Source organism: Alteromonas sp. W364 (assembly GCF_031846205.1).
GTDB lineage: Bacteria > Pseudomonadota > Gammaproteobacteria > Enterobacterales > Alteromonadaceae > Glaciecola > Glaciecola blandensis.
In genome coordinates this window covers 95346-107766 of the sequence record NZ_JAVRID010000009.1, presented here as the reverse complement: position 1 = coordinate 107766, position 12421 = coordinate 95346, and the positions used below count along the sequence as shown (strand labels likewise).

Below are 12421 nucleotides of genomic sequence, written 5' to 3'. Positions count from 1 at the left end.
GTTTATGCGCACAGATTACTGTGGAAATATTGATGCAAGCTTCGCGAATAAAGAAGTGACGCTTTATGGTTGGGTGAACAAGCGACGTGACTTGGGCGGTGTGATTTTTATCGATTTACGTGATCGTGAAGGCATTGTGCAAGTGGTGATTGACCCTGATACTGCGGACACATTTGAGCTAGCATCTACTTTGCGCGCAGAATTTTGTGTTGAGATTAAAGGCTTAGTGCGTTTACGCCCAGACTCTCAAGTAAACAAAGATATGAAAACAGGCGAAATTGAAGTGCTAGGTAAGGCTCTTTCTATCTTCAACAGCGCGCCAGCATTACCTCTAGACTGGAATCAAGAAAACTCTGAAGAGCAGCGATTAAAATATCGTTACTTAGATTTGCGCCGTCCGATGATGACCGAGCGCTTAGTATTCCGTTCAAAAGTAACTGCCGCGGTGCGTCGCTTCCTAGAGGATAGTGGTTTTCTTGATATCGAAACGCCAATTTTAACCAAAGCCACACCGGAAGGTGCTCGCGATTATTTAGTGCCAAGCCGGACGCACAAAGGTCAGTTCTTTGCATTGCCACAGTCTCCTCAATTATTTAAACAATTGCTGATGATGTCTGGCATGGATAAGTATTATCAGATCGTAAAATGCTTCCGAGATGAAGATTTGCGTGCCGATCGTCAACCTGAATTTACCCAAATAGATATCGAAACCACTTTCTTAGACGCTCAAGGTGTTATGGATATCACAGAGCGCATGATTAGAAACTTGTTTTCACAGTTGCTAAACGTTGATTTAGGTGAATTCCCTAAGATGAGCTATGCAGAAGCCATGCAGCGCTACGGTAGTGATAAACCAGACTTGCGTAATCCGCTTGAACTGGTTGATGTAGACGATATTGTGAAAGATATTGATTTTAAAGTATTCAGTGGCCCAGCAAATGATGAAAAAGGCCGTGTTGCAGCTATTAGAGTACCTAACGGTGCAACGCTATCACGTAAACAGATTGACGAATATGGTAAATTTGTTGGTATCTACGGAGCAAAAGGCTTGGCTTGGATTAAAGTCAATGACTTAGCTGCTGGTTTGGAAGGTCTACAATCGCCAATTTTAAAATTCTTCGATGACGCTGCTGTAACAGCATTACTAGAAAAAACGGGTGCACAAACAGGTGACATTTTATTGTTTGGTGCAGACACTAGCGCAATCGTTACAGATGCCATGGGTGCACTTCGTTTGAAGCTTGGTCAAGATTTTGATTTGTTGGAAGGCGAGTGGAAACCTTTATGGGTTGTCGACTTCCCAATGTTTGAAGAAGTAGATGGTCAATTATACGCGTTACATCATCCATTCACTGCGCCACGTGACTCTAGCATTGACGCGCTGAAAGCAAATCCAGCAGCAGCATTGTCAAACGCTTACGATATGGTCTTAAACGGTGTTGAGCTAGGCGGCGGTTCGGTTCGTATTCATAACATGGATATGCAAGCAACTGTATTTGAATTACTCGGTATTAGTGATGAAGAAGCGAATGAGAAATTTGGTTTCTTATTAGAAGCACTGCGTTACGGTACCCCACCACATGCTGGTCTGGCATTCGGTTTGGATCGCATGGTTATGCTAATGACGGGAGCAGAGTCGATTCGCGATGTGATGGCCTTCCCGAAAACCACTACTGCGGCATGCCCATTAACGGATGCGCCAGGATTCGCTAATCCAGCTCAACTTGCTGAACTTTCTATCGTAACCGTGTTAGAAAAAGAAAAAGGTGAGGCGGAAGATGGCGCTGGTGATGCATAATCGATGCAGTTAAAACGGCCTGAATCGGTACTTGTGATTATTCGTGACTTGAATGAGCAAGTACTGATCATGCAACGTGATGATGATGCTGATTTTTGGCAATCAGTCACCGGCACAGTAGAAGAAGGTGAAGCCCCCTTAGTGACAGCCTATCGGGAATTACTGGAAGAAACCGGTATTTCCCTGTCAAAAGCGCAGCATCCCATTGTCGATTGTCGACGAGTGAATCAATATCAAATAAGGTCTGCTTGGCTTTATCGCTACCCCGAAGGTACACAGTTCAACAACGAATACGTATTTAGTATACAAGTGCCAGTAGGCCTACCAATTAAGTTAACAGAGCACACAGATTACGCTTGGGTAACAAAATCAGAAGCTATTGAGCGCGTGTGGTCTAAAACTAACCGCGACGCTATTGCTGATTTTGTGCCGGATGTTCAAGTGGCTCACGTTAGCAAAACCCCACTTAATCCACAGAGTTAATCAATGTCCATCATTCTTGGAATCGACCCAGGCTCTAGGATCACCGGATATGGTGTGATCAAAGTTGCGGGTGGCAAGGCAAGTTACTTAGGTAGTGGTTGTATTCGCGTTGCTCATGACGAGTTGTCCATCCGCCTAAAAAGAATATTCGATGGAGTGAGTGAAATTATTCAGCAATTTTCTCCTGACGATTTTGCGATTGAACAAGTATTTATGGCCAAAAATCCCGATTCAGCACTGAAGTTGGGACAAGCTAGGGGCGCAGCCATCGTTGCGGCAACAAATTTCGATTTACCCGTCGCCGAATATTCTGCCCGACAAATCAAACAATCTGTTGTAGGCACAGGTGGCGCAGATAAAACACAGGTGCAGCATATGGTCATGCATCTATTGAAATTGAGTGCCACTCCACAGGCGGACGCAGCGGATGCATTGGCAGTCGCTTTGTGTCATATTCATACTCAACAGAGTTTAATTAAAATGTCAGGACGCGTATCTAAAACAGTGCGTGGAAGACTCAGAAAATAATAGGTAATAGACGACATGATCGGCCGAATTCGCGGAACTCTTATTAGTAAAACACCGCCCGATATTCTTATTGATGTGCAAGGCGTGGGATACGAAATTCAACTGCCGATGACCAGCTTCTATCAACTACCCAACGTAGGTGAAGAAGCGATAGTTTATACCCACTTTGTGGTGCGTGAAGATGCGCAACTCTTGTTTGGTTTTTCAGATACATCCGAGCGTGCTTTATTCAGAGAGCTGATTAAAGCGAATGGGGTTGGACCTAAACTAGCGTGTACCATCCTGTCAGGCATGTCGGCACAGGACTTCATGCACTGCGTGATCCATGAGGACGTTACAAATCTAGTTAAATTGCCAGGTGTCGGAAAGAAAACGGCAGAACGCTTGGTTGTAGAATTGAAAGATAAACTTGAGAAACTATCTCAAGCTGATGCACACTTTGATATGTCAAATACATCAGCTAATTTGGTTGATGTGAAAAAACCACTCTTGCAAGGCTCTGCGCATGCGAAAGACGAGGCGCTCAGTGCATTATTGGCATTAGGTTACAAACCCGTGCAAGCAGAGAAAGTGATCAAACAAATCTACCAAGACGGAATGACCAGTGAACAAGTGATCCGTGAGTCACTCAAATCAATGGTGTAGGTTTAAATATTGTGTGGCTTGTCCAACACAAGATGAATACGAAAAAATAGCAATTAATAGTTACGAGTACACTATTCAAGGAATATCGAATGATTGAAGCTGACCGTTTGGTTCAAGCTGGCGCAGATCGCGAAGACGAAGTCATTGATCGCGCAATCCGACCGAAAATGCTGTCGGATTACACAGGACAAGACCATGTGTGCGAGCAAATGGAAATTTTTATTGAAGCTGCTCGCAAACGAAATGATGCGCTTGATCATCTCTTGATATTTGGGCCTCCAGGTTTGGGTAAAACCACCTTGGCGAACATTGTAGCAAATGAGATGGGTGTAAATATTAAAACTACCTCGGGCCCAGTATTGGAAAAGGCAGGGGACCTTGCTGCATTGCTAACCAACTTGGAAGAAAACGACGTTCTATTTATAGATGAAATTCACAGGTTAAGCCCTGTCGTGGAAGAAGTGCTATATCCCGCTATGGAAGACTATCAGCTTGATATCATGATAGGTGAGGGTCCAGCTGCTCGTTCGATTAAACTAGACTTACCGCCTTTTACCTTAATTGGTGCGACGACTCGTGCGGGTTCACTCACATCGCCATTGCGAGACCGTTTCGGTATTGTGCAGCGTTTAGAGTTTTATAACGTCACAGACCTTACCGATATTATTCAGCGCAGCGCATCTTATTTGAATCTCCAAATGGAGAAAGAAGGTGCATTTGAAGTTGCAAAACGATCTCGCGGCACACCTAGAATAGCAAACCGTTTGTTACGTCGTGTTCGTGATTATGCGGAAATAAAGGCTGACGGAAACATCAATTCAGACGTTGCAGGCAAGGCACTCAATATGCTTGATGTTGACCAACAGGGCTTTGATTTCATGGACAGAAAACTATTACTCGCCATCATTGAGAAATTTATGGGGGGCCCAGTCGGCTTAGACAATATCGCAGCAGCCATTGGCGAAGAAAAGGAAACGATCGAAGATGTGATTGAACCCTATCTTATTCAGCAGGGTTTTCTGCAAAGAACACCACGCGGTCGTATCGCCACGCAACACGCTTATTTGCATTTTGGATTGACTCTGCCGTCCTCGGAAAAAGACTAGGCCTGTTATAAATCGTCATTCCTGTAACCGAACGTCATTCCTGCGATAACTTGTCATTCCTGCGATAACTTGTCATTCCTGCGAAGGCAGGAATCTGGTCCCCGCCTGCGCGGGGATGACGAGAAGCGGGGATGACGAGAAGCGGGGGATGACAAAATGCGAAGGCAGGAATCTGGTCCCCGCCTGCGCGGGGATGACGAGAGGCGGGGATGACAAAAAACAGGCAAAAAAAAGCCCACACAATCGGTGGGCCAAAACAACAAGTAAAACGGAAGGAATACCGTTATCAGGGAACATAAATAGCTAAACGACAAGTTGGGTTAACTAATTAAGTGATGCGTATTTTAGACAGATCCGATGAGATATCAAACTAGAAATACTTGCTAGATTAATTAGTTTTTCTAATGGTTTGCTTGAGCTGGTCAACTTTTATTTAACAAGGTCTCACTGTTGGTCGGCTTTTTGGGTCGAAGTGAAACTTTCTTTGATATATCGACATTCGTATTGCCATACAAAATCTAGGGTAAAATAAGAGGCTAATTTGAACAATTCAGATGTTTTTTCTATACCTATTCGCGTATATTACGAAGATACCGATGCCGGTGGTATTGTTTATCATACAAATTATTTAAAGTTCATGGAACGCGCCAGAACCGAATGGTTGAGAGATTTAGGCTTAGAACAACAAAGTTTATTGGAACAATCCGTAGGTTTTGTCGTCAAAGACCTGAATATGCAAAATACTAAGGCGGCAGTATTCAATGATATGTTGAGTATTAGCTGTGAGGTAGTAGAATTGCGCAAGGCAAGTATGTTGTTCAAGCAACATGCATATCGAGTAAAAGACGATAGCCTCGACAAAAATATAATACAAAATAATAAAAATAATCTGAGTAGTGAAAAAGAACTACTTGTAAGCGCTGAAGTTAGAGTGGCCTGTGTGGATTTAGGAAAAATGAAACCTATTGCCATTCCTGACTTTATATTAAGGGAAATCAAACGTGCAGTCTGAAATGTCTATCCTTAACTTGTTTTTAGAAGCAAGTATAGTTGTACAATTTATTATGCTCTTGTTACTCACGGTATCCGTGGTGTCTTGGGCCTTTATCTTTCAACGCAATGCGGTATTAAAAGCAGCGACCAATGAAGTAAAAGTCTTCGAAGATAAATTTTGGTCCGGCGCTGACCTCAATAAACTCTATCAGGAACTCTCTGCCAGAGCGCAGCTTACCGGCTTATCCCTGATCTTTTGCTCTGGGTTTAAAGAGTATGTGCGTCTACGCAAAACATCAGGTGCTGTTAGTGAAGCAATTATGGATGGTACCTATCGTTCTATGCGTGTCACGATGTCTCGTGAAGTAGATGAACTTGAAGCTCGCCTGCCATTCTTAGCGACTGTTGGTTCGATTTCTCCTTATGTCGGCTTATTAGGCACTGTGTGGGGGATTATGAATTCCTTTATCGCACTTGGCCAAGTTAAACAGGCCACCTTAGCAATGGTTGCACCAGGCATAGCAGAAGCGCTGATTGCGACAGCAATCGGTTTGTTTGCGGCTATCCCAGCGGTTGTTGCATTCAACCGTTTCAGCAATCGTGTCGAAAAATTAGAGAACGCTTATGGCAACTTCATGGAAGAGTTCTCAGCTATCTTAAATCGCCAAAATATGGCGTCCTCCAACCAATAGGCGATGCACGTGCATAGCTTACGTTGGCAAATAGAGGAGGTGTGAAGTGTTTGTAAGAAAACGTAGAAAGCCAGTTTCAGAAATCAATGTGGTGCCTTATATCGACGTTATGTTGGTGTTGTTAGTTATTTTCATGGCAACGGCCACTGCAGTGACACAAGGCGTGAAGGTTGATCTGCCAAAAGCGGATGCCAAAACAATCGAAACTGAAGAAGACGACATGTTGATTGTGTCAATTGATGCAGCGGGTTCCTATTATTTGAACATCGGTGATGACTCGAATGCAGAGTTGACCGCAGCAGACGTGATCGGTTTAGTTCAAGCCAAACTCGCGCAATCACCGAACATTCCTGTCGTTGTAAATGGTGATGGCAAAGTGCCTTATGAGAAGGTAGTCGAACTGATGGTGATATTGCAAAGCGCTGGTGCGCCTTCAGTTGGCTTGATGACTGATCCGAATGACGTTTAAAGAAACAAATAAATCACGTAAGCCAATGGACCTGAAAAAGAAATCATTCTTGATTTCTATCGGTGCGCATTTGGCTTTGGTGATTTCGTTATTAGTGAGTTTTCAATTCGCGGCAAAACCGGTCGACTTGGCGACGGGAACAAAAGATACCAAAGCCCCGGTGATCATCGAAGCAACGTTCATCGACAGCAATGTGCTAGAAGCAAAAAAACGTGAGAAGCAACAAGCCGAGGCGGCTGCAAAAAGAAAACGTGAACAAGAAGCGGCTCAGAAACGTAGAGATCAACAACGTAAAAAAGAGCAGCAAGAAAAGGCTGATAAAGCAAAACGTTTAAAGGCTGAGCAAGATAAAAAGCGCAAAGAGGAAGCTGCGCGCGCTGAACGTGAACTGCAAGAAAAGGCGCGTTTGGCAGCAGAAAAAGCAAAGCAAGAAAAGGCTGAACAAGAGCGCCAGAAAAAGCTGGCTGAAGAACGAGCCAGACAAGATAAAGCTTTGCAAGAACAAATAGCGCAAGAGCAAGCGGAACGAAATGAGCGTAGGCAGCGTCAAATTTTGTCAGAGCTGCAAATTGCAAATAGCAAAATAAAAGCGCGAATAGAACAAAACTTAATAGAAACGGGTAATTTATCGGGTAAGTCCTGTCGCTTGAAATTGCGCATAGCAGCGAACGGTCTAGTCTTAGATGCCCGGAAAGTTGATGGCGACGACGCGCTTTGTATAGCGCTTAGAAATGCAGCACTACGAGCGAAAACTTTACCAATGCCGGCAGATGAAGACGTAAATAAAGAATTAAGAGATACAATTTTAAGGTGGGATAATAATTAATGGTTCAAACAATGATAAAAGAGCTACGCTCAGCCAAACAATGCTTAAGTACGTTATTTGTGTTCCTGACACTAATCGTGGCCAGCGCACAGGTCAGTGCAGCCACTAATGAGATCATCATTACGGGAGGCGTTGACTCCGCGCGTCCTATAGGAATTGTCCCTTTCAAATATACCGGCACTGTAAGTTTACCAGAGAACTTGAGCGAAGTTATTGCATCTGATTTACAGCGCAGTGGTAAATTCAGTCCATTGAAGTTATCGAACATGCCACAATTTCCTAGCACTGATAGTGAAATTAACTACCAAGCATGGGCCGATAAAGGCATCGATATGCTTGTTGTGGGCAGTATTGAAGCAAGCGGTTTGAATCAATTTTCAGTGCGCTTCGAACTTGTTGATGTGTTACAAGCTATCTCAACAGGTGGACAATCCAAGTCACTTCAGAATGGCCAACTGGTATTAACCAGAGATCACATTCTTGAACAACGCTCTAAAACGATAGAAAGTGCAGACTTCAGACAGTATGCGCATATTATCAGTGATATTGTGTATGAAAAGCTAACAGGTGAGCGCGGCGCATTTTTAACACGTATCGCATACATCAAAGTGATGGACAGAGACACTAATCCAAAACCTTTCCGTTTAGTCATTGCCGACTATGACAACGAAAACCCGACTACCTTATTGAGTTCACCTGAACCATTGATGTCACCTACATGGTCGCCAGATGGCAACAGTTTGGCATACGTGAGTTTTGAAAATAAACGCTCGCAAATTTACATTCAAGATATTTACACGACTAGCCGTACAAGATTGACCGATTTTCCTGGCATTAATGGTGCGCCAACTTTTTCTCCAGATGGCAAGAAGCTAGCAATGGTGCTGTCTAAAGACGGTAATCCTGAAATCTATGTGATGGATTTACAAAGCCGCAAACTTACCCGAGTGACGCGAAATCGTGCCATTGACACCGAGCCTTCTTGGACGCCAGATGGAAAAAGCTTAATATTTACTTCCGAACGGGGTGGTAAACCGCAGATTTATCGAGTAAATTTAGCGAGTAACCGTAAAACTAGGCTAACATTCGAAGGCGAGATGAATTTAGGGGCTGCGGTAACACCAGATAATTCGCAATTAGTGATCGTAAATCGAACGCGAGGCAATTATCATATAGCGAAACAAGATTTGAAAAACGGTGATATGTTGGTGTTGACTAAAACGTACCTAGACGAGTCGCCCAGTATTTCTCCGAATGGAAGTATGATAATATATAGCGCACTGGAGAATGGTAATTCGGCATTGTCCTGGGTTTCACTCGACGGGCGCTTTTCGTTTAGAGAGCCAGTGACTGATGGGGAAGTAAAATCTCCGAGTTGGTCGCCGTTTTTACTATAAATTGAATTTTATAAAATAATAAGGAACTAGTATGTTGAACAAAAACACACTCAAAACGCTTATGGTAGTTGTACCTTTACTAACGTTAGCGGCATGTAAATCTGGCCCTACGGAAGAAGAGATACAAGCTGAGAAAAACCGCGCCGCTGAAGCTGCTGCGGCTGAAGCTGAAGCTGCAAAAGCAAGAGCGGAAGAAGAAGCACGTAAAGTTGAACTTGCGAAAGCGGAAGGCTTACGTAAAGCACAACAAATGATGGAAGATGAGAAAGAAAAACTTTCTAATCAAAACGTTGTTTATTTTGACTTCGATGGTGCAAACGTGAAGTCTGACTTCCATTCAGTACTAGATATGCATGCGGCATTCTTGGTGAAAAACCCAGGTCAATCAATTGTTATCGAAGGTCACTGTGATAACCGTGGTACGCCAGAGTACAACATTGCATTAGGCGAGCGTCGTGCTAAATCAGTACAAACTTACTTACAAAACGCAGGTGTGAGCTCTTCACAAATTTCAGTTGTATCTTACGGTGAAGAAAAGCCAGCTGTACAAGGCGCGTCTGAGTATGCATTCGCTCAAAACCGTCGTGGTGTAGTGGTATATCAATAAGAACCTATGATTAAACCAATTCTAACAGTTGGTCTCATTAGTTTTACAGGCGCTTGGGCATTCGCTCAAGCGCCTGTTGTCGATCTAAACGATCCAAAAGAAACTGAGCAGACACAAACAACACAAACTAACAGCAGTAATTTGGTGATTGCGAATCCAACCGATATCGAAACCCGCTTACTGATTTTAGAAAGAAAAGATAAAAGCCGTGTGGAAGCGCAGCAGCGAGTGCAAATGCAGCTTGATACCTTGCAGTCGGAAGTCGATGAGTTAAGAGGCTCTATTGAGCTACATAACCATCAACTGGAGCAAATACTGCAACGTCAGCGTGAATTGTACTTAGAGCTTGATAATCGTTTTGCTAAGCTGTCAGAGCAAACGACATCGCTGGGTCAATCTACTGGAGCCACTCCAAGTGTGCCAAGCACCACGCCAAGTATTCCAACAGGGCAATCTGAAGAGCAAGCGTATCAGTCTGCGGTTAATCTAATTCTGAAAGATCGCAATTATGATGACGCAATTCCAGCCTTTCAAAGTTTCCTGAGTGATTTTCCAAACTCTAGTTATACCGACAATGCACATTATTGGTTAGGACAACTATTGTTCAATAAGCAAAATTGGGACGGCGCACGAGAGCAGTTTGAGAGCGTAGTGAATAATTTCCCTGATTCTCCAAAACGTGCTGATGCAATTTTGAAGCTAGGAATGGTCGAAAAATCGGTGAATAATTTGTCACAAGCCAGAAGTTTATTCGAGCAAGTGATAAATGAGTACCCAGATTCGACACCAAGTCGCTTGGCAAATGAGCAACTAAAAAGCTTGTAATTTTTTAATTACGAGCTTTTTGTTTACTTTACACGCAAATCGTAAATTAAATTAAATAAAACGCATTTAAAGGTTGCACCGCGTTTCGATTTGAGTATTATATGCCGCCGTTGACGTAGATACGCAACTGAAAGAGATGCAATTGGGTCGTTAGCTCAGCTGGTAGAGCAGTTGACTTTTAATCAATTGGTCGCTGGTTCGAATCCAGCACGACCCACCAATTATCTACATCAACTATCCTTTTGAAAGTGGGTCGTTAGCTCAGCTGGTAGAGCAGTTGACTTTTAATCAATTGGTCGCTGGTTCGAATCCAGCACGACCCACCACTTCAAAATCTATGTGCAAATATTTACATCCTTCCTTGCACATTCAAATTAGCAAATCACAGAAATAGACAGCAATAGTTAATAACATTGCATTCAACGTAAAATTTATTTCCCCAGCCTACTAGCAAATTGTGAACTTTTTATTGCACTAGGTTATAATAATCAAACCATTGAAAAATACTTTAAAGCTCATGACAAACGCGGTAAAAGCAGAACGAATTTCATATCCTTTTCCAGCAAAGCCTATTCCAATCACTTCAGATTATGCAGAACAACTGAAAGCGGAAATACGCACCTTGCTGCAACAAAAAAACGCGGTATTAGTTGCACACTATTATACGGACCCCGTGATTCAAGCTTTAGCAGAAGAAACGGGTGGCTGCATTTCTGATTCTCTTGAAATGGCTCGCTTTGGTCGTGACGCGGAGCAAAAAACCTTGCTTGTTGCTGGCGTAAAATTCATGGGTGAAACTGCCAAAATATTAAGCCCAGAGAAAACCGTCATCATGCCAACCCTAGAAGCAACTTGTTCTTTGGACTTAGGTTGTCCAGTAGAGCAGTTTTCAGCTTTCTGTGATGCACACCCTGATCATACTGTGGTGGTGTATGCGAATACTTCAGCTGCGGTGAAGGCGAGGGCAGATTGGGTAGTAACATCTAGCATTGCACTAGAAATCGTTGAACACCTAGATAGCCAAGGCAAAAAAATTATTTGGGGTCCAGACCGCCACTTGGGTGCTTACATTCAAAAAGAAACGGGTGCTGAGATGCTCATGTGGGACGGCGAATGTATTGTACATGATGAGTTCAGCGCGCAGGCCCTAGAGAGAGCTAAGCACTTACATCCTGATGCAGCAGTCCTAGTGCATCCAGAATCGCCCGCTAGCGTGGTAGAGATGGCCGATGCAGTTGGTTCTACGTCTCAATTAATAAAAGCCGCGACAGAGCTTCCTAACAACAAATTTATTGTGGCAACAGATAAAGGCATTTTCTACAAAATGCAGCAGCTAGCGCCAAACAAAGAATTTATCGAAGCACCAACAGCAGGTAATGGAGCAACGTGTAAAAGCTGTGCTCATTGCCCGTGGATGGCGATGAACGGTTTAGAAGCAATGCGTGATGCGCTACTAGACCATGACGGTCGCGAAGTCTTTGTGAACGATGATTTACGTCAACGCGCTTTAGTGCCACTAGATCGTATGTTGGGCTTTGCTGCTGAGTTAAATATGAAATTAAAGGGCAATGCGTAGCTAATACTCCGTAAAAGAAAATCAATGCTTGAAAGGTGCGATGGTTTTCCCTACTATACGCGCCGCATTTGCTAATTCCTGATTGGCAAACACAGTTTAGGAGAGGTGGCTGAGTGGCTGAAGGCGCACGCCTGGAAAGTGTGTTTAGGGTTAAACCTAACGAGGGTTCGAATCCCTCTCTCTCCGCCAGATAATGTTGAAGCCCTTATAGAATAAGGGCTACAGCACCGCAGTTTTAGAGTTTTTGAAACTCTGTCACGCTACTCTGTCTCAACAAGGCAGAAGACGATGCAAAAAAATACATCAACCTGCCTCTATTAGTACAAAAATTCATCAAATTATTTTTTTCGTATCCGCGAGGGTATTGTCGACCGAAACATGCAGAAGGCTCGGTTGATATTGAAGCGCATATGATAAAATGTCGCCAATTTACCGATATTGACTACAAATTTTTTCATTTTGATAATCAATCCAAT

Annotated in this window: 13 protein-coding genes and 3 tRNA genes; all 16 read left to right on the top strand. The window is 43.3% G+C overall.

Going from position 1 to position 12421, the window contains the following annotated elements:
• Nucleotides 1-4 precede the first annotated feature (4 nt).
• The 16 genes from aspS (at nucleotide 5) to RM556_RS14460 (ending at nucleotide 12134) form a co-directional block, all read left to right on the top strand.
• Nucleotides 5-1798 carry an aspartate--tRNA ligase gene (aspS, locus tag RM556_RS14535; RefSeq protein ID WP_311359821.1) on the top strand — a complete coding sequence of 598 codons (1794 nt, stop codon included), beginning with the start codon at nucleotides 5-7 and terminating at the stop codon, nucleotides 1796-1798.
• Nucleotides 1799-1801: 3 nt separating this feature from the next.
• On the top strand, nucleotides 1802-2281 hold the full coding sequence (nudB, locus tag RM556_RS14530) for a dihydroneopterin triphosphate diphosphatase (protein ID WP_311374949.1): 480 nt from the start codon (nucleotides 1802-1804) through the stop codon (nucleotides 2279-2281).
• A gap of 3 nt (nucleotides 2282-2284) precedes the next feature.
• Nucleotides 2285-2809 carry a crossover junction endodeoxyribonuclease RuvC gene (ruvC, locus tag RM556_RS14525; RefSeq protein WP_311359823.1) on the top strand — a complete coding sequence of 175 codons (525 nt, stop codon included), beginning with the start codon at nucleotides 2285-2287 and terminating at the stop codon, nucleotides 2807-2809.
• Nucleotides 2810-2824: 15 nt separating this feature from the next.
• Nucleotides 2825-3454: a Holliday junction branch migration protein RuvA gene (gene ruvA, locus RM556_RS14520; protein WP_311359824.1), complete on the top strand. Its 630-nt coding sequence runs from the start codon at nucleotides 2825-2827 to the stop codon at nucleotides 3452-3454.
• A gap of 89 nt (nucleotides 3455-3543) precedes the next feature.
• A complete protein-coding gene (gene ruvB / locus RM556_RS14515; RefSeq protein WP_311359825.1) occupies nucleotides 3544-4560 on the top strand; it encodes a Holliday junction branch migration DNA helicase RuvB in 1017 nt (338 codons plus the stop codon).
• Nucleotides 4561-5101: 541 nt separating this feature from the next.
• On the top strand, nucleotides 5102-5572 hold the full coding sequence (locus RM556_RS14510; protein ID WP_311359826.1) for a tol-pal system-associated acyl-CoA thioesterase: 471 nt from the start codon (nucleotides 5102-5104) through the stop codon (nucleotides 5570-5572).
• On the top strand, nucleotides 5562-6245 hold the full coding sequence (gene tolQ, locus RM556_RS14505) for a protein TolQ (RefSeq protein WP_311359827.1): 684 nt from the start codon (nucleotides 5562-5564) through the stop codon (nucleotides 6243-6245). The genes RM556_RS14510 and tolQ overlap by 11 nt, the downstream gene beginning before the upstream one ends.
• 46 nt (nucleotides 6246-6291) lie before the next feature.
• Nucleotides 6292-6714 (top strand): protein TolR, encoded by a 423-nt coding sequence (gene tolR, locus RM556_RS14500; protein ID WP_311359828.1) that lies wholly within the window; start codon nucleotides 6292-6294, stop codon nucleotides 6712-6714.
• The gene (gene tolA, locus RM556_RS14495; RefSeq protein ID WP_311359829.1) at nucleotides 6704-7540 is read left to right on the top strand and encodes a cell envelope integrity protein TolA; all 837 of its coding nucleotides are present in this window, start codon (nucleotides 6704-6706) and stop codon (nucleotides 7538-7540) included. The genes tolR and tolA overlap by 11 nt, the downstream gene beginning before the upstream one ends.
• 11 nt (nucleotides 7541-7551) lie before the next feature.
• The gene (gene tolB / locus RM556_RS14490) at nucleotides 7552-8937 is read left to right on the top strand and encodes a Tol-Pal system beta propeller repeat protein TolB (protein WP_311359830.1); all 1386 of its coding nucleotides are present in this window, start codon (nucleotides 7552-7554) and stop codon (nucleotides 8935-8937) included.
• A gap of 31 nt (nucleotides 8938-8968) precedes the next feature.
• Complete coding sequence (pal, locus tag RM556_RS14485; protein ID WP_311359831.1) at nucleotides 8969-9544, top strand: peptidoglycan-associated lipoprotein Pal; 576 nt, start codon at nucleotides 8969-8971, stop codon at nucleotides 9542-9544.
• Nucleotides 9545-9550: 6 nt separating this feature from the next.
• Entirely contained in the window at nucleotides 9551-10369 is an 819-nt protein-coding gene (gene ybgF / locus RM556_RS14480) for a tol-pal system protein YbgF (RefSeq protein ID WP_311374948.1), read from the top strand.
• A 144-nt stretch (nucleotides 10370-10513) separates the two neighbouring features.
• Nucleotides 10514-10589, top strand: a tRNA-Lys gene (locus RM556_RS14475).
• A gap of 30 nt (nucleotides 10590-10619) precedes the next feature.
• Nucleotides 10620-10695 (top strand) — tRNA-Lys (locus RM556_RS14470).
• A gap of 191 nt (nucleotides 10696-10886) precedes the next feature.
• The gene (gene nadA, locus RM556_RS14465; RefSeq protein WP_311374947.1) at nucleotides 10887-11945 is read left to right on the top strand and encodes a quinolinate synthase NadA; all 1059 of its coding nucleotides are present in this window, start codon (nucleotides 10887-10889) and stop codon (nucleotides 11943-11945) included.
• A gap of 99 nt (nucleotides 11946-12044) precedes the next feature.
• Nucleotides 12045-12134: transfer RNA gene (locus tag RM556_RS14460), tRNA-Ser, on the top strand.
• Nucleotides 12135-12421: the final 287 nt, after the last annotated feature.